The organism is Pseudomonas turukhanskensis (assembly GCF_027922365.1).
GTDB lineage: Bacteria > Pseudomonadota > Gammaproteobacteria > Pseudomonadales > Pseudomonadaceae > Aquipseudomonas > Aquipseudomonas turukhanskensis.
This window is the reverse complement of the sequence record NZ_BSFN01000017.1, coordinates 1-17,261: the sequence shown is the minus strand read 5'-3', so window position 1 is coordinate 17,261 and position 17,261 is coordinate 1. Positions and strand designations below refer to the sequence as shown.

Genomic DNA, 17,261 nt, shown 5'->3' with positions numbered 1-17,261 from the left:
CGCTACAGAGCCGGGAGGGGCCGGTCTTGAAGGAAACGGTGGGATTTTTTGAATAATCAGGTGACGTGCGGGTGGGTGCGCAACTGCCGGGGTGTCAGGCCCAGGGCGGCCTTCAACAAGCGGGTCATATGCGCCTGGTCGGAGAAACCGCACTGCGCGGCAATGTCGCGCAACGGCAGCCTGGCGTCGGTGAGCAAGGCCTGCGCCCGTTTCACCCGCGCACTGACAATGTACTGGTGCGCCGGGCTGCCAGTGGCTTGCTTGAACGCCCGTGAAAAGGCCCAACTGCCCATGCCCACCTGTTCGGCAAGCTGTGCAACGGACAACGTATCGTGAAGATGTTCATCGACGTAGTGCCGCAGCTTGCGCAGGCGTGGGCCATCCAATTTGGAATGGCTGGTGTGGGGTTGAAAGCTAACGGTGGAGTAGCGGCGCAGCAGGTGGACCGCCATTTGAGTTGCCAGTGCCTCTACATAAACGCCAGCCCCCAAACCCGGCAGCGCCGCCTCGGCCGTAATAGCCGTGGCGAGGTAAGTGAGCACCGGATCAGTGGTCACCAATACATCGCGCAAGGTGACCTCGCTCACCTCACGCGCGGCCAATTCCTCCGCCACCGTAATCAATAACCGGCGGCTGAGGTACACATGCGAAACCTCCAGCGTATCCACCCAGCGCCAGTGGGATTCTTGAGCAACCGACAGCAAGGAAACATCGCCCTTCGCGTACCGCTCGCGCTGCCAGCGCGGCCCCGAACGCCGCTGCAGTTCCACCGGCTCGGCGCATTGCAACATCACCGCGAAGTGATCCACCGGCGGCACCACCACATCCACCGCGCACAGCCGATAGGAACGTTGGATCACCTCTTTCCAGCCGAGGGCGTCGCTACTGCCCACGGTTTCACCGGGCACCCATTGGGGTATCTGGTAAGGGGTGATCGTGTCGGTCATGGCTTGGGCAAACCAGGGGGCAGGGAATCGGCAATCATGCATGCAGTATTGCAACGTATGGCGGGGTGAACAGGTGCGTGCTGGCCATCGACGCTGTGCTCAGCTCGATTCATGCGTTAAGGTCGACTGACCTATCAATATTCTTGGCGTTAATGCGCTGGATATTCGAGCGTATGTAAGGCGGTGATTTGGGACAATCGACGCACTTAATTTCTTTAACTTCGTTGGGTGCGCTATGACTGCAAAAACGATCTGGCCGATAGTGGCGTTGGCGCTTCTCTGTACTGATATGGCATTTGCCGAAGCGCAGGCCACCAAGCCCGTGATCACACTGGGCAGCGCAAAAACGGCTATATCCTCCACGTTGCAACGGTCACCACAGGAGCGCGCAGGTTCGGTGATCACGGTGGTGGACGATGGCGGGCAGCTGATATACCTGGAGCGCTCAGACGGTGCTGCCAGTGGCATGGTAGACGCATCTATCAAGAAAGCTAAATCGGCCGCGCTCTATGGTTTCTCAACCAAGGCCCTTGAGCAGCAAATCGTTCAAGGTCACCCAGGCTTTCAGAATCTGCCGGATATTTTGCCAATAGAGGGCGGCGTACCGGTTGTTATTAATGGTCAGTTGGCGGGAGCAGTCGGCGTCGCTGGCGGAGCATCGGTGGATGACGGTGCGTTTGCAGAAAAGATTGCCGCAGCCCTCAAAACGGGCAACTGATGAGCTTGAAACCCTCCCTGACCTAACACCTGGAGAACTTTCATATGAAACAGCATCGCTACCGGATTCAAGTCGAATACCTCCAAGACCCCAAGGGCCAGCCCGTGTCACGCGCACCGTTGAGCGTTGAGGTGGGGAACCATGACGACATCTTTCACATCGTAGAACTGATGCGCGCTCGCGGCGATTTCGAGCCTGATACTGCTACGGCGTTTGCCCTGGGTCTCAAGCTGTTTAGCGAGGTGATGTTGGAACACAAGGACCACGTGCTGTTCGAGGAATTCAGGCCGCATTTCGTCCAGTTTATGAAGCAGCTAAAAGGCAAAAAATAATTCGGCTTCAGCGGCATTGGAGCAACTGGCCTAATAGAGGAGTTTGGATGAATCGGTTTTCTCTGACGGACAACGTGGTATTGGTCACTGGCGCTTCTAGCGGTATCGGTGCGCACTTAGCTAAAACAGCAGCCAGTGCCGGCGCGCGCGTAGTCATTGGCGCGCGACGTCTGGAGCGCCTGGAACAGGTGGCAAATGATATTCGCGCGGCAGGTGGCAAGGTGTTTGAAGTCGCCATGGACGTGACCGATCGCGCTAGCGTCGAAGCCGCCTTTGACGCCGCCGAGGCCCATTTTGGTGTTGTGGATGTGGTGCTCAACAACGCCGGCATCGGCAACGGTCAGCGCGCGTTGGACATCAGCGAAGAAGACTGGCGCGCCATGCTGTCCACCAACCTGGACGGCGTATGGCGCACCGCCCAGTGCGCCGCCCAGCGCCTGGTCAACGCGGGAAAAAGCGGCAGCATCGTCAACATCGCTTCCATCCTCGGCTTGCGCGCGGGCGCAGGTTACAGCCACTACAGTGCGGCCAAAGCTGGCGTGGTGCAGCTGACCCAATCGCTGGCGCTGGATCTGGCGCGGCATGGCATCCGGGTGAATGCTATTGCACCGGGCTACTTCAAAACCGAAATGAACGACGCCTATTTCGACAGCGAGAAAGGGCAGGCCTACATCCGCAACGGCGTGCCCATGGCACGGCTGGGGCAGCTTGAAGAGCTGGAAGGGCCGTTTTTGTTGCTGGCCAGCGACGCCGGCTCGTTTATGACTGGGGCTACGTTGGCTGTGGATGGTGGGCATTTGGTGAGCAGCTTGTAGTGCATGTATTTCTGTGCGATTGGGTCGAGCCGAATGGGTAACCTTCAGCCACTGGTGGTTATGCCATCTTCTTGGCTGGCTGAAATTCCTGAATGAAACGGAGGTACAACGTATGAGCTCAATTCAAAGTATTCCCTTCAAGAACATTGCCGGTGTCGAGCAAACCTTGGCCGACTATCAGGGCAAGGTCTTGCTTGTGGTGAACGTGGCGTCCAAGTGTGGCCTGACGCCACAGTACGAAGGTCTTGAGAAACTGTATAAAGAAAAGCGTGAGCAAGGGCTGGAGGTGTTGGCGTTCCCGGCCAATAACTTCAAAGGGCAAGAGCCTGGTACCGATGCAGAGATCCGCGAGTTTTGCTCGCTGACCTATGACGTCAGCTTCCCGCTGTTCTCGAAAATATCAGTGCTGGGTGACGATCAACATCCCCTTTATGCGTCCCTGACCAGCGCTCAGCCCACCAGCACCGGGGATGGTCCGTTCCGCGAGAAACTCAGCGGTTACGGTATTGAGCCGGGCCAGCCCACCGATGTGTTGTGGAACTTCGAGAAGTTTTTGATCAATCGTCAGGGCGAGGTTGTAGGCCGCTTCTCTCCAGACGTGACCGCTGAAGATCTGCGCTTGATTCAAGCCATCGAAGCCGCGCTCGCTTAAACGGCGGGGTGTCCAACCGCCGACGCGACCCCACGTGCCAGCCGTCGGTTAAGACCTCGCGGGTGTCGGTGCCGGCACCTTCGCGTTGCTGAAGACTAACAACAGCGGCATCACCCCAATCGACAGCAGCATCAGAAGTTTGAAGTCATCCACATACGCAACCCAACTGGCCTGGACCGTAATCATCCCGTCCAGCGCGGCGCGTCCGCTCGCGGTCAGTGGGTTCAGATAGCTGCTTACCGGCCACTGCTCGAATAGCCGATTGAACGGCGTGACATACGCGCCTATTTCCGCGTGGTTGATTTGCGTGTTCTGCGCCAGCAGTACCGTAACGATGGAGATCCCCACGCTCGATCCCACGTTGCGCGACAGGTTGTACAGCCCAGTGGCCTGGCCACGCAGCGCCGGCGTCAGGGTGGCGAAGGCGATGGTGGTCAGCGGTACAAACAGAAACCCCAGACTTGCGCCCTGGATAAAGCCGACATAGACGATGGTTTCGATGGAAACTGCCGGGGTCCAGCCGGTCATCATGTACATCGACCAGGCGGACATCACCAGCCCGGTGAACAGGATCAGGCGAATATCCACCTTGCCCATGATTCTGCCGGCCAGAAACATGGTCATCATCGTGCCCAACCCTCGAGGCCCCATTACCAGGCCGGCGGTGAGTACCGGGTAACCCATCAAGGTTTGCAGGTAGGGCGTCATCAGGGCCAGCGACGCCAGGTAGGTGATGCCGATGATGAAGATGAACAACACCGCCACCGAGTAGTTACGGTCTTTGAACAGCTTGAGGCTGATAAAGGGTTTGTCGTGGGTAAGGGTGTGCACGATAAAGATGTACGTTGCCACGGCGGCGACCAGCGCTTCAATGATGATCTCCCCGGAGTCAAACCAGCCCAGTTGTTCACCGCGGTCCAGAAACAGCTGAATCGACATGATCGCCACGCTCAGCGAACCAAAGCCTAACCAGTCGAGCCGAGCGCTGCGGTCAGGCGGGGTTTCGCGAATAAAGCGGGTCATGCCGATAAAGGCCAGCAGGCCGATGGGCAGATTGATAAAGAACACCCAGCGCCAGCTGAGGTTTTCCGTCAGCCAGCCGCCGAGCATGGGGCCCAGCACTGGGCCGACCATTACCGATACGCCGAACAAGGCCACGGCCGAGCCGCGATCCTTCTGCGGGTAAATGTCCAGCAGAATGCCCTGCGACAGCGGCACCAGTGCAGCGCCTGCAATCCCCTGGAGCAGGCGGAACAGAATGATCTCTTCCAGCGATTGGGCGATGCCGCACAGCACTGACGTCAGTACGAAACCGAAGATCGACCACAGCAGCACACGCTTGCGGCCGAAGCGTTGAGCCAGAAAGGCCGAAGGCGGGGTCATCACCGCTGTGGCGACGATATAGCTGGTCAGCACCCAGTTGATCTGGTCGGCGCTGGCCGAAACGCTGCCTTGCATATATGGCAGCGCCACGTTGGCGATGGTCGTATCCAACGCCTGCATCACCACCGCCAGCACTACGCACAGGGTAATGATGACCCGCAGCGGGGAGGGCGGCAGTGGCCCGAGCACTTCACTCATGGTGGCTGGCGAACAGGCTGGCCAGGGGGTTCGGCAGGCCGCGCGCGGCGCCGGTGTCGATATCCACCACCGCACTCATGCCGTGCCGCAAGGGCGGCTTGCCGGCGCTGTCATCGATGCGGATGCGCACCGGAATGCGCTGCACCACTTTTACCCAGTTGCCCGTGGTGTTTTGCGCCGGCAGCAGCGAGAAGCTCGCGCTGGATGCCGGGCTGATGCTTTCCACCGTGCCGTGCCAGATAACGCCGGGGTAGGTGTCCACTTCGATGGTCACGCTCTGGCCGGGCTGGGCGTGGGTCAGCTCGGTTTCTTTGGGGGATGCGGCCACCCACAGGTGGTCGCTCGAGACCAGACTGAAGGCTGACTGCGGTGGTTGCAGGTAAGCGCCCACTTGCAGCGAATCCACATTGGTAACCACGCCATCGAAGGGCGCAACCACTACAGAGTTGCGTAGGTTACGTTCGGCTTCATTCACCGCCGCCTGGGCTTGCAGGTAGGACGGGTGTTGCTCCACCGGCGTGTCCAGCCGGCCGCCCAATTGGGCCAATGCAGCCGCTGCCTGCGCCTTGGCCACCGCGACTTTTTGCCGGGTGTTGTCCAGGTCTTGATGGGCGTCGTCGAAGTTGGTCTTGGACACCGCGTTAACGCTCACCAGCTTTTCCAAGCGCTGAAAGTTGGTCTGGTAGTACGGTAGCTTTGCTTCGGCTTGGGCGATTTCGGCCAGTGACTGGTTGTAGCTGGCCTTGAGAAACATGATCTGGTTGCGCGCGCTGTCCAGCTGCGCGTTGGCACTGGCCAGGGCGATTTCGAAGGGTTCGGCTTTAAGCCGGAACAATACCTGACCCTGATGCACCACCTGATTATCGGTCACTTCGATGGCGGCCACGATGCCGGCGACATCGGTGGTCACGCCCACGCGCTCGGCCTGGATGTAGGCGTTGTCGGTGCTGACCACGCTGCCGCCCAGCACATACCAGGCGGCAAAGGCGGCGACGGCCAACGGCGCCAGCACGAACAAACCCAGGCGCGTACGCGAGCGAGCGGGACCCGGCTCCTCGCCAGGTGGCTCCGCTGCCGGCGCGATGTCTTGCACGGGTTTTACGTCCGCCTGCACGGCTGGGCGCTCCATCACGGGCTCAGCCATGTTTCACCTCATGCTCAAGGGCGTCGCCAATCGGCTGGGCGCAGGCGGTTAGCAGGTGGGTACGCATACGTTCGAGGTAGTGCAGCAAGTGGTCGTGCTCCTGGGCAGTGAAATCCGTCATGGTTTCCAGGCGGGTCTGTTCGCCGATGGTGCGCATAAATTCCAGCAGGGGGTGGGCACCGGGGGTGAGGTACAGCAGGGAGAGGCGGCGGTCGGTGGGGTGGCTGCGGCGCTCGATCAGGCCGCGCTCCTGCATCTTGTCCAAGAGGCGTACCAGGGTGATGGACTCGATCTCCAGCAGGTCGGCCAGGCCTTTCTGGTGAATACCTTCGTGCATCGACAGCTTGGCCAGCACCTGCCATTGCGAGCGGGTCAGGCCGGCCGCGCGGGCGCGTTGTTCGAAGCGTTTGCGCATCAGGCGCGCGACATCGTGCAGCACAAAACCAAGGGTTGATTGGGGCATCTGGGCATACCTGAGAAGTCCATGAGCATGCTTATGATATTTAGGCTAAGCGGTTTTGGGCAATTTAATTTGTACAGATAAAAGAAAAGTGTCTATTTGTTGTTGCTGCCTCCGCCTTGCAGCGCTACCGTTAACCCTACCGTGATGCCCTACATAACAAAAACGAGGCAAAACCCGATGACGACTCCTGGCTGGTGGGCCATGGCGCTCTGCGAGGCTGTAAACGACAAAACGCCGTTGGCCGTAGCGTTCGCCGGCGAAGAACTGGTGCTGTTCCGCAATGCCGAGGGCCAAGCCTTCGCCCTAGAAGACCGCTGCCCGCACCGCCGCGTGCCGTTGGCGTTGGGCCGGGTAGTGGCCGCCGGGCTGCAATGCGGCTACCACGGCTGGACCTTCGATGGCGCCAGCGGGCGCTGCACACAAATCCCCAATCTGCGCACTAACGAACCGGTCCCCCCGCGCTACGCCGCGCGTGCTTTTCCGGTTAGCGAAGGCAATGGCTTTGTACATGTGTGGCTGGGAGAGGGCGTGCCGGATATCGATTTGCCCACCGACGATTACCGCCCCGTCGGCCAGCAGTTCACCGGCTCGACCATCGTCAACATGAGCCACGAGCAGTACCTCGCCGCGATGCTCGATGGCCCCGAATGCCTGCTGAATTTCGCCCATGTGCGCATGACCGATTTCTTCCTTGGCGATGTGCGCAAAGAACACGGCCGCCTGGTGCTGGAGCGCGGCGCGGTATGGACCACGCAGATTCTGCCGTCGAACTTTGTCGTCGATTACCCGCTGATCGTGCGCACCGAGGTGCCGGTGCAGGGCGGCAGCATTCGGGTCGATTTGCTGAGCGAAGATGAAACCCCGCTGATCAGCCTGGCCATCGCCTCCGGCGCCAATCGGCGTGGCACCACCAGCCTGTGCTGGCGCGGTTTTGTGCATGCCGAAGTACCCGCCAAGGCGCCGTTGCGCTGGCGTACGGCACGGGTGTGGCACAAGGCGCCCTTTACCGTGAACAGCCTGATCGATGGGTCGGCGGTAGCCGCGCTGCTGGAAGCCCCATCGCGCGATTTGCACGCCGCCCGCCCGCCCCGTTTGATCCCCGTGAGCGCGGTGGTCTGAGCCAGGAGAACTGCCATGCATGCCGTTCCAAGCACCAACGAAACAACTACCGGCGAAGCACCCGCGCGCAAACTGCGCGGCGACTGGACACCTATCAACTACGACCTGCGCGATACCTGGTTTCCGGTGTCCCACAGCCGCGACCTATGCGCGCGCCCGATCCGCCGCATCATTCACGCCCAGCCCTATTACCTGTGGCGCGAGAACGGCCTGCCGATTGCCGCCGAATTTCACCCGCAACGCAGCAAAGGCGAGGCGTTGCACCTCAGCGAATTTACCGGCGGCAGTGGCTTCTACCCGGTGGTGGAACGCTACGGCTATATCTGGGCTTGGTACGGCAATCCGGACGCCGCCGACCCGTTGCAGTTGCCCCATATTCCGTTCCTGCCCGAAGACGGCAATATCCCCGGTTACACCCAGCGCACCGTGCGGTTTGATGCGACCTCGGCGCTGTCGGTGGAGAACCTCATCGACCTCACCCACGCCGACTTTCTGCATGCTAATACCATCGGCGACGGCATTTCCGAATCAGACGTGGTGGAGGTGGAGTGGACCTCGGAAACCGTCACCCGTACCCGCACCGTAGCGCAGAAATCCGTGGCGCCGATCATGCGTTGGGTCGGCGGTGTGCGCGCCAAGTACCAAGACTTTCGCGCCGTGCTGCATATTCATTTGCGCAGCAACGTGTGTATCTCCTACCCGCGTTTTCGCCCCGGTTACGACGTGCCCAACCTGCAACCGTTTCTGCCGGTGGGCAAGCACCGCTCCCGCTGCGATGTCACCTTCAACACCACCGCCGCGCCGGCGCCGTTTCGCTATGTGATGCCGCGCATCAACTACATCATTCAGCCGCAAGACAACTCCGTGGTGCGCCCCCAAAACCAGCGCTACTTCGAAGCGGACGAGCGTCTGGACATGCACTCGCGCTTCGACAAACCCGGCACCCGCTACCGCTATCAGATGGAGCAACTGGCAGAGCGCCAGGCCGCCGGGCAGTTCGCTTATGGCAGCGATGCCGAGCCCGGACGGGATATCTCAGGCCTATTGGGCATGAACGACTGAGCAGGAGCGCCGCAATGGATCTGGGTATCAGAGGACGTGCCGCCGTGGTTTGCGCCTCGTCTCGCGGGCTGGGCAAGGCGTGTGCCGTGGCGTTGGCAGAAGAAGGGTGCGAAGTGGTGATCAATGGCCGCGACCCGGCCACGTTGGCCCTGGTGGCGCAGGAGGTGTTGCAGGTTAGTGGGTATCTACCGCGCACCGTGGTCGCCGACCTCTCCACCGAGGCCGGGCGTGCCAGGTTGTTGGCCGCCTGCCCAGTGGTGGACATTCTGGTCACCAACAACGGCGGACCGGAACCGGGGCGGCTGGAAGACTGGGACCATGCAGCGTGGCTGGCCGCGCTTGAGGCCAATATGCTGTCGGCCATTCTGCTGATTCAGGCGGTGGTCGGCGGCATGCGTGAGCGGCGCTTTGGACGCATCGTCAATATCACCTCGGCGATGGTCAAGTCGCCCCGTTTGCCCATGGGCCTTTCCACCGCCGCACGCGCCGGGCTTACCGCGTTCAGCAAGGCGTTGGCCACCGAAGTAGCGCGCGACAACGTCACCCTCAACAACCTGCTGCCCGAGCGCATCGAAACCGACCGCCTGCGCTATATGACCGAGCAGGTGGCCAAGCAGCGCACGCTCAGCCTGGAACAGGCACGCCTGGAAATGCTCAAACCCATCCCAGCGCGGCGCTTCGGCCAACCCGAGGAGTTTGCCGCCGCCTGCGTCTTCTTGTGTTCGGCGCAGGCGGGCTATATCACCGGGCAAAACCTGCAGGTCGATGGCGGCAGTTATGCGGGGCTGGTCTAGCGCTCGAGGCGGGTTTTCCAATCGGCGGGCGGTAGCTCAGTGGCGTCGAAATCCAGCTCCACCTCAGCGCCGTTGGGGTCTTGCATAAACAGCTGCCAGGTACGTTCGGCGCCGGGTGCACGCACCACCGAAAAGCGGATGCCGTAGCGTTCCAGAATCAGCCATGTGCGTGCCAAACCCTCGGCCCGAAACGCCATATGGTCGAGCACGCCACGGCGCGGTTCCGGCATCTGCGTGACACCGACCACATGCAGTACCGGATGCTCTCCCGCGTACAACCAGAACCCCGGTACCGGGAAGGGCGGACGCGGCCCTTCGGCAAGGCCAAGCACCTCGACATAGAACTGCCGAGTGGCATCCAGATTGTCGCTGACGAGGGTGAAGTGGTCCATACGCGTAATCATCGGCAACGCCCGTTTTACAGAAAATGGAACAAAGTATAGGGAAATGTGCATATTGTGACTTATGGTTCTATATTCGGAATCCTAATCTAAATATGGAATTTATAGGCGGTGGAGTAGGGTGCAGCCATGGGATTCGTGCTGCAGCTTTTGCTGCAGGGCGCTGTGAGCAAAACAAGACACCAAAAGGTGCTGTATGAGCCAAGCCATCCTCCACGGTATTCGCGTTATCAGCTTGTGTTCCGGAATCGCTGGCTCTGCCGCTGGCCTGCAATTGCGTGAAGCCGGCGCCGAGGTGGTGATGGTGGAGTCGCCAAGCAATCCCGCCCGGCTTAACGCCGCGCTGTTTGCCACACTCAATCGGGGCAAGCGCAGCATTACCCTCGATCTGCACAACGCGAACGACCACCAGCAGCTGCAGCGGCTACTGGCCAGCGCCGATGTAGTGCTCCATGACTTTACCCCGCAGGTTGCCGCCGCCCACGGGCTGCAAGACGCGCAGCTAATCAAGGTGTTCCCTAACCTGGTCATCTCCGCGATTAGTGGTTGGCCACAGCGCTATGCGCTGGCGAATGCGCTGCCACGCGAAACCCTCATCCTCGCGCGCCTGGGCTTGCTGGATGAGCAGCCCGGCCACCGTGAAGGACCAGTATTTGTGCGCATGCCCTTCGCTAACTGGCTGGCCTGCTGGCTGTGTGTGATCGGTGTGATGGCACGATTGATCGCCCGCGACCGAGACGGCCGTGGCGGCATCGCCCATACCAGCCTGGCCCAAGCCGCGCTGGTGCCCATGACCATGCATTGGAACCGCGCGCAAACGCCGACGCCGACCTTTGCCAAGGGACTCGACAAACACATCCCCATTCCCCTGCACCCATGCGCCGATGGCCGTTGGCTGCACGTGCATTATTCGCCGGACAAGGCACCGTGGATGGCCACCGCCTTGGCTGCGCTGGGTGAAGCTGAAGTCACGCGCTTGAATGCCCTCTGGCCGCCCAGCCATGTGGCACCCAACTTCGGCGCCAACAAAGCGGTCATTGCCACCCGGCCCGCGCAAGACTGGGTCGAGCATTTCTGGCAACACGACGTGGCCGCACAAATCGCCGCGCCCTTTGGCGCGATCTACTTCGACGAGCAAGCACGGCTTAACGGCTATGTGGTTGAAGTGGACGATGTCGTGTTAGGCAAAACGTTGCAGCCGGGCCCAGCCTGGAAAGTACAGCCGCCGGCGCGGGTCGGCGGCAGTGCGCCGGTCGCCGGGGAAGGCAATAAACAGCTGCTGAATGCCGCGCCGAAACCAGCATTGGCAGCAAGTGCGGGTGGTTCGTTAGCGCCGCTGCACGGCCTCAAAGTGCTCGACCTCGGCGCCTACCTGGCCGGGCCGTTCGCCTGCCTGCTGCTGGCGGACCTGGGCGCCGAGGTGATCAAGGTCGAGGCGCCCAAAGGCGATGCCATGCGCCGCCTCGAGCGAATTTTCAGCGGCACCCAGCGCGGCAAACTCGGTGTGGCGCTGCAACTGGGCGATAGCCAAACCGAGGCCGTCGTGCAGGCATTGGCGCGCTGGGCGGACGTGGTGCACCACAATATGCGCCTGCCGGCGGCACGCAAACTCAAGGTCGATTACGACAGCCTCAAGGCCCTGAATCCGCAGCTGCTCTACTGTCATGTCAGCGCCTATGGCCCCAGCGGCCCGCGTGCCGATTGGCCGGGGTTCGACCAACTGATGCAAGCCTCGTGCGGCTGGGAAGTGGAGCAGGGCGGCGCCGGGCAACCGCCGATGTGGCTGCGTTTTGGCGTGGGTGATTTCTTTGCCGGGCTTTCGTCGGTGTATGCGTTGTTGCTCGGCCTGTACCAGCGCAACCACACAGGTGCCGGGCAGATGGTCAACTCGTCGTTACTCGGCGCTACCTTGCTGACCATGAGCGAAGCGGTCGGCCGCGCGGACGGCAGCGTCAGCGCCATTGAGCATATGGATGGCGAGCAGACCGGCCTGAGTGACAGCCATCGTTTGTACGCCTGCCGTGATGCCTGGATTGCGGTGGCGGCGTTGCTGCCGGATGAGGTCGAACGATTCCATTCGGTGACCGGAGAACATCCCGTCGATTACTTCGCTGGGCTTACCCAGCACGCCGCGCTGGAGCATCTGGCCGACGCCAACGTACCTGCCGAAGCCGTGCTGGAAGCCCAGCTCGATGCCTTCCTCGACAGCCCCGAACACGCCGCTGCCGGCCTGCACACCCATTACCCCCACGCTGTTTACGGTGACCTGCAACAGATTGGCGCGTTCTGGGATTTCGGCGATTTACCGCTGAGCCTGCAACGACCGCCACCGGCGTTGGGCCAACACACCCGGCAGGTGCTGGAAGGGCTGGGGTTTGCCAGCGATGAACTGGAACGCTTGGCCGCTGCTGGCCTGCTGACGCTGTAATCGTAGGGTGTGCTGTGCGCACCAAGCGATCTCCCACGAAATCGCACGGTGCGCACAGCACACCCTACGAGATCAAAAGCGTGACGGCCGTAGCCTCACCCACAAAAACCATACGGAGTACCCATGAACGAATTGGATTTCAGCGGTAAAACCGTGCTGGTCGTCGGCGGTTCCAGCGGCATCGGCAATGGCATTGCCCAAAGCTTCCGCCAGCGCGGTGCCGAGGTGTATGTCTGGGGCACCCGCGCTAACGCGGCGGCCTACGCCGACTCGCCAGACTCGAACCTGGAAGGCCTGCACTACGCCCAGGTCGATGTCGCGGATACCGCGTTGATCGAAGCCGCCGCCATCCCGTTTACCCGCCTGGATGTACTGGTGCAAGCCCAGGGCACGGTGCTCTACGACCGGCAGGAATTTCAAACCGAAGGCTTCAAACGGGTGCTAGATGTCAACCTCACCAGCCTGATGGTCTGCGCGCAGAAGTTTTACCCGCAGCTGAAGGAGGCCCAGGGCTCGATGATTACCGTCAGCTCTGCGGCCGCTTTCCATTCCACGCGTGGCAACCCGGCCTACAACGCCTCCAAAACCGGCGCCTTTGGCCTGACCCGCACCTTGGCCGAAGCCTGGGCGCGCGACGGTATTCGGGTAAACGGCATCGCACCTGGCCTGGTGGAAACCAAGCTCACGCGCGTGACCACCAGCAGCCCGAAACGCCTGGAAGGCGCCTTGCGCGGCATTCCGCAAGGGCGCCTCGGCACCCCGCAAGACATGGCCAATGTCGCCCTGTTTCTCGCCTCGCCCCTGGCCAGCTATGTGCTCGGCCAAACCCTATTGGTCGACGGCGGCATGCTGCTGGCCTGAGCCCTTTTGCTAGGAGACGTACCATGGCCTGGGATTTTCAGACCGACCCCGAATTTCAGCTGGAGCTCGACTGGATCGACCAGTTTGTGCGCGAAGAAGTCGAACCGCTGGACCATGTGCTGGGCAGCCCGTGGAATATCCACGACCCGCTGTTTCGCAAGCTGGTCAAACCCCTGCAAACCCAGGTTAAAGCGCGAAAATTATGGGCCTGCCACCTCGGTCCTGAACTGGGCGGCGCCGGCTACGGCCAAGTGCGCCTGGCGTTGATCAACGAAATTCTCGGCCGCTCGCTGTTCGGCCCCATAGTCTTCGGCTGTCAGGCGCCGGACTCCGGCAACAGTGAAATTCTTGCCCACTACGGCACGCCGGCGCAGAAGCAGCGCTACCTGCAACCGCTGCTCGATGGCGACATTGTTTCCTGCTTCGCCATGACTGAACCGCAAGGCGGTGCCGACCCGGCCGTATTCACCACCGAAGCGGTACGTGACGGTGACCATTGGGTGATCACTGGCCAGAAATGGTTTGCCTCCAACGCCCGCTACGCCGCGTTTTATATCGTGATGGCGGTTACCGACAAGAACGTATCAGCCCACCACGGCATGTCGATGTTTATCGTGGCGGCCGATACGCCGGGGGTAAGCATTATCCGCAACGTCGGCATCGCCGATGACCCGGCTGCTACCCATGCCTACCTGTCGTTCGACCAGGTACGAGTGCCGGCCAGCGATATGTTGGGCGAGCCGGGACAGGCCTTTGTGGTTGCGCAGGTACGCCTTGGCGGCGGCCGCGTACACCACGCCATGCGCGTGATTGGCCAGGCGCAGAAAGCGTTGGATGCTCTGTGCGAACGGGCGTTGTCGCGTAGTACGCAAGGCAGTCGTTTGGCGGACAAACAGATGGTGCAGGAGAAGATCGCCGACTCCTGGATTCAACTCGAACAGTTCCGTTTGCTGGTGATGCGCACCGCCTGGCGAATCGACCAATACCAGGACTACAAACGGGTGCGCAAAGACATCGCCGCTGTAAAAGCAGCGATGCCGACCGTGCTGCACGACATCGCTGCGCGGGCGCTGCATGTGCATGGCTCGTTGGGTGTTTCGGAAGAAATGCCGTTTACCGGCTATATCGTCCGCGCCTTCCAAATGGGCCTGGCCGACGGCCCGACCGAAGTCCACAAAGTCACCGTCGCCAAGCAACTGCTGCGTGACTACGAGCCCTGCGAGGAGCTGTTCCCCGACTACCACCGCCCGACTGCCGCCGCCCGTGCCCGAGAAAAATACGCGGATGCGTTAGCCAGCATGGGCGAGCACGACGCATGAGCGACTGGCAGGAGTTGGTCGACCTCACGCGCCTGGCCGAGTGGATGGATAGGCAAGGGCTGGAAAGCGGGTCTATCAATTCGCCCGTACGCTTGACCGGGGGCACACAGAATCTGTTGCTGCGGTTTCGCCGTGGTACACGGGAATTCGTGCTGCGGCGGCCCTCCAAAGCGCTGAGCGAAGTCGGCGGCAAAACCATCGCCCGTGAAGCGCGCTTGCTCAAGGCGCTGGCCGGTTCGGCGGTGCCGCATGCAGCACTTATCGCGGCTTGTGATGACCCGAGCGTGCTGGGTGCCAGCTTCTACCTGATGGAACCTGTACAAGGTTTTAACCCCAACTCCGCAGCAGGCTTGCCTGAGCCCCACAGCCACAAGCCGGCATTGCGCCGGCGCATGGGGCTGGCGATGGTCGATGCGTTATTGCACCTCGGTGAAATCGATTACCAAGCAGTGGGCCTGACAGACTTCGGCCGGCCCGAGGGCTTTCACCAACGCCAGGTAACGCGCTGGCTGCTGCATCTGGATAGCGTCAAAGACTACCCCGGCTGGCCGGGCGCCGATGGCCTACCGGGGCTGGCGCGCCTGGCTGCCTGGCTAAATGGCAACTGCCCGCGGCAATTTCAGCCCGGCATTGCCCATGGCGACTTCCACCTCTCAAACGTGATGTTCCACCCCGACAGCGCCGAGCTGGCGGCGGTGGTCGACTGGGAGTTAGCCACCATTGGCGACCCGTTGCTGGACCTGGCCTGGCTGGTAGTCACCTGGCCGGACGCCAATGGTTTTGGCGCCGGCACCATTGAGGTTCATCCCTGGGATGGCTTCTGCAGCAGCGACGAACTGGTCGCCCACTACCGCGCCGGCAGCTCGCGTTCATTGGCCGACTTCACCTGGTACCTGGTATTGGCCGGCTTCAAGCTCGGCATCTTTCTCGAAGTCAGCTATGCCCGCGCCTGCGCAGGCAAGGCGCCCATGGCTACCGGGGAAAAGCACCACGCTTCGGCCGTGCGCCTGTTCGCCACCGCCCTAAACCGTATCCACCAACCGTAGGAGCCAGCTCGCTGGCGAAGCTCTCCAATGTTGTGCAAACGCTGAAATTGCATTCGCCAGCAAGCTGGCTCCTACAGGGCTCAACGTCAGGCCCGAACGATAAGGACATACACCATGCAACTGGCAGGTAAACGCATCATCGTCACCGGCGGCGCGAGGGGTATTGGCGCGGCGGTAGTCAACGCGTTCGTCGAGGAAGGTGCCCATGTGGTCAGCCTGGACGTGGGCGAGTCCGCCTCCATCCAAAGCCACAAAGGTGGCTGGGCCCGTTCGCGGGTTTGCGATATCTCGGACAGCGACTCGGTAACCGCCGCTTTTGCCTGGGCCAGTGAGCAGCTCAATGGCCTGGATGTGTTGGTACACGCTGCCGCCATCGCGCCCAATGCCACGGCCGACGCCATTACCCTAGATGAGTGGGAGAAGGTCTTTGCCGTGAACACACGCGGCACCTTTCTGACCAACCGTGCCGCCTATGAACGGCTTAAGGACCACGGCGGACGCATCATCAATTTCGCCTCAGCCGCCGGCGTGATGGGCCAGCCCGGCAAAGCGCACTACGCCGCCAGCAAAGGCGCGGTGCTGGCCTGGACGCGTACCGTGGCGCGCGAGTGGGGGCCGCTGGGCATTACCGTAAATGCCATTGCCCCCGCTATGTGGACGCCAATGTACGACACCACCCGTGCCAGCATGAACGCCGAACAGCTGCAGCAGCACGATGCCTATATGGCCGCTCAGGTGCCGATAGGTGGCCGCTTGGGCGAGCCGGCGCGCGACCTGGCGCCGGTGTTGGTGTTTCTGGCAGGCGAGGGCTCGCGGTTTGTGACCGGGCAAACCCTGATGATCGACGGCGGCATGCTGATGCTCAGTTAGAACCTAGTGGCTAGTGCCCGCGAATCAACTGCAGAAATTCCTGGCGTGTGTTTTGCGAGTCGCGAAACGCCCCGAGCATTACCGAGGTACACATCTGCGAATTCTGCTTCTGCACCCCGCGCATCATCATGCACATATGCTTGGCCTCGATAACCACCGCCACGCCGGCCGCATGGGTAACCTCGGCAATCGCTTCGGCGATTTGCCGGGTGAGGTTTTCCTGGATCTGCAAACGCCGGGCATACATATCGACAATGCGCGCCACCTTGGACAGCCCAAGCACCTTGCCCGTCGGCATATAGGCCACATGGGCTTTGCCAATGAACGGCAGCAGGTGGTGTTCACAAAGCGAATACAGCTCGATATCACGCACGATCACCATCTCGTCGTTATCCGACTCGAACAGCGCGCCATTGACGATTTCATCGAGGGTTTGCTGGTAGCCATGGCAGAGGAACTGCATGGCCTTGGCGGCGCGTTTGGGGGTGTCCAGCAACCCTTCACGCTGCGGGTTTTCGCCGACGCCTTTGAGGATGGCGTGGTAGTGGGGTTCGAGTTCGTCGTTCATGGGGGAGACCTTGTTGTTGTGGGTTGCGCGATGCTGTTGATCTCGTAGATACCGTCTTGCCCATCAGTGGGCAAGCGCCTTTTGCACATCGAAGGGTTGTCCCGATTTGAGTACACCATAGGCGATGTGCAGCAGCTTGCG

At 61.3% G+C, this 17,261-nt stretch carries 18 protein-coding genes; 12 read left to right on the top strand and 6 right to left on the bottom strand.

The genetic code is table 11. The features are described from left to right. Window positions 1-56: 56 nt before the first annotated feature. The gene (locus tag PKE98_RS21040) at window positions 57-947 is read right to left on the bottom strand and encodes a helix-turn-helix domain-containing protein (protein WP_271197355.1); all 891 of its coding nucleotides are present in this window, start codon (window positions 945-947) and stop codon (window positions 57-59) included. Window positions 948-1,182: 235 nt separating this feature from the next. Between PKE98_RS21040 and PKE98_RS21035 the strand changes: the two genes are divergently transcribed. The 4 genes from PKE98_RS21035 (at window position 1,183) to PKE98_RS21020 (ending at window position 3,464) form a co-directional block, all read left to right on the top strand. Then, window positions 1,183-1,665 carry a GlcG/HbpS family heme-binding protein gene (locus PKE98_RS21035; protein ID WP_271197354.1) on the top strand — a complete coding sequence of 161 codons (483 nt, stop codon included), beginning with the start codon at window positions 1,183-1,185 and terminating at the stop codon, window positions 1,663-1,665. Window positions 1,666-1,709: 44 nt separating this feature from the next. Further along, window positions 1,710-1,997: a DUF3861 domain-containing protein gene (locus PKE98_RS21030; RefSeq protein ID WP_271197353.1), complete on the top strand. Its 288-nt coding sequence runs from the start codon at window positions 1,710-1,712 to the stop codon at window positions 1,995-1,997. Between the two features lie 47 nt (window positions 1,998-2,044). Further along, entirely contained in the window at window positions 2,045-2,812 is a 768-nt protein-coding gene (locus PKE98_RS21025) for an SDR family NAD(P)-dependent oxidoreductase (protein WP_271197352.1), read from the top strand. 112 nt (window positions 2,813-2,924) lie between these two features. Then, the gene (locus PKE98_RS21020; RefSeq protein WP_271197351.1) at window positions 2,925-3,464 is read left to right on the top strand and encodes a glutathione peroxidase; all 540 of its coding nucleotides are present in this window, start codon (window positions 2,925-2,927) and stop codon (window positions 3,462-3,464) included. 48 nt (window positions 3,465-3,512) lie between these two features. Here the strand turns inward: PKE98_RS21020 and PKE98_RS21015 are convergent, their stop codons facing one another. The 3 genes from PKE98_RS21015 to PKE98_RS21005 are packed head-to-tail and all read right to left on the bottom strand — an operon-like array spanning window position 3,513 to window position 6,652. Continuing rightward, window positions 3,513-5,045 (bottom strand): DHA2 family efflux MFS transporter permease subunit, encoded by a 1,533-nt coding sequence (locus PKE98_RS21015; protein WP_271197350.1) that lies wholly within the window; start codon window positions 5,043-5,045, stop codon window positions 3,513-3,515. Next, the gene (locus PKE98_RS21010) at window positions 5,038-6,189 is read right to left on the bottom strand and encodes an HlyD family secretion protein (protein WP_271197349.1); all 1,152 of its coding nucleotides are present in this window, start codon (window positions 6,187-6,189) and stop codon (window positions 5,038-5,040) included. Before PKE98_RS21010 ends, PKE98_RS21015 begins: the two co-directional genes overlap by 8 nt. After that, window positions 6,182-6,652: a MarR family winged helix-turn-helix transcriptional regulator gene (locus PKE98_RS21005; RefSeq protein ID WP_271197348.1), complete on the bottom strand. Its 471-nt coding sequence runs from the start codon at window positions 6,650-6,652 to the stop codon at window positions 6,182-6,184. Before PKE98_RS21005 ends, PKE98_RS21010 begins: the two co-directional genes overlap by 8 nt. Before the next feature lie 177 nt (window positions 6,653-6,829). Between PKE98_RS21005 and PKE98_RS21000 the strand changes: the two genes are divergently transcribed. The 3 genes from PKE98_RS21000 to PKE98_RS20990 are packed head-to-tail and all read left to right on the top strand — an operon-like array spanning window position 6,830 to window position 9,627. Next, window positions 6,830-7,771 carry a Rieske 2Fe-2S domain-containing protein gene (locus tag PKE98_RS21000; RefSeq protein WP_271197347.1) on the top strand — a complete coding sequence of 314 codons (942 nt, stop codon included), beginning with the start codon at window positions 6,830-6,832 and terminating at the stop codon, window positions 7,769-7,771. A 15-nt stretch (window positions 7,772-7,786) separates the two neighbouring features. Then, window positions 7,787-8,833, top strand: a complete 1,047-nt coding sequence (locus tag PKE98_RS20995) for an oxygenase (RefSeq protein WP_271197346.1) — start codon at window positions 7,787-7,789, stop codon at window positions 8,831-8,833. A gap of 14 nt (window positions 8,834-8,847) precedes the next feature. Next, entirely contained in the window at window positions 8,848-9,627 is a 780-nt protein-coding gene (locus tag PKE98_RS20990) for an SDR family oxidoreductase (protein WP_271197345.1), read from the top strand. On the opposite strand, the gene PKE98_RS20985 is transcribed toward PKE98_RS20990, so the two are convergent. Then, window positions 9,624-10,031 carry a VOC family protein gene (locus PKE98_RS20985; protein WP_271197344.1) on the bottom strand — a complete coding sequence of 136 codons (408 nt, stop codon included), beginning with the start codon at window positions 10,029-10,031 and terminating at the stop codon, window positions 9,624-9,626. The genes PKE98_RS20990 and PKE98_RS20985 overlap by 4 nt on opposite strands. Window positions 10,032-10,224: 193 nt before the next feature. Here PKE98_RS20985 and PKE98_RS20980 point away from each other — a divergent pair, with 193 nt between their 5' ends. From PKE98_RS20980 to PKE98_RS20960, 5 genes are all read left to right on the top strand, one after another. After that, window positions 10,225-12,456 (top strand): CoA transferase, encoded by a 2,232-nt coding sequence (locus tag PKE98_RS20980; RefSeq protein ID WP_271197343.1) that lies wholly within the window; start codon window positions 10,225-10,227, stop codon window positions 12,454-12,456. Window positions 12,457-12,579: 123 nt separating this feature from the next. Then, a complete protein-coding gene (locus PKE98_RS20975) occupies window positions 12,580-13,317 on the top strand; it encodes an SDR family NAD(P)-dependent oxidoreductase (RefSeq protein WP_271197341.1) in 738 nt (245 codons plus the stop codon). 23 nt (window positions 13,318-13,340) lie between these two features. Next, a complete protein-coding gene (locus PKE98_RS20970) occupies window positions 13,341-14,636 on the top strand; it encodes an acyl-CoA dehydrogenase family protein (RefSeq protein ID WP_271197340.1) in 1,296 nt (431 codons plus the stop codon). Then, the gene (locus PKE98_RS20965) at window positions 14,633-15,682 is read left to right on the top strand and encodes a phosphotransferase family protein (protein WP_271197339.1); all 1,050 of its coding nucleotides are present in this window, start codon (window positions 14,633-14,635) and stop codon (window positions 15,680-15,682) included. The genes PKE98_RS20970 and PKE98_RS20965 overlap by 4 nt, the downstream gene beginning before the upstream one ends. Before the next feature lie 114 nt (window positions 15,683-15,796). Beyond that, the gene (locus PKE98_RS20960; RefSeq protein WP_271197338.1) at window positions 15,797-16,552 is read left to right on the top strand and encodes an SDR family NAD(P)-dependent oxidoreductase; all 756 of its coding nucleotides are present in this window, start codon (window positions 15,797-15,799) and stop codon (window positions 16,550-16,552) included. Between the two features lie 10 nt (window positions 16,553-16,562). Here the strand turns inward: PKE98_RS20960 and folE are convergent, their stop codons facing one another. Further along, window positions 16,563-17,120, bottom strand: coding sequence for a GTP cyclohydrolase I FolE (gene folE / locus PKE98_RS20955; protein ID WP_271197337.1), 558 nt, complete (start codon window positions 17,118-17,120; stop codon window positions 16,563-16,565). Between the last annotated feature and the right edge of the window lie 141 nt (window positions 17,121-17,261).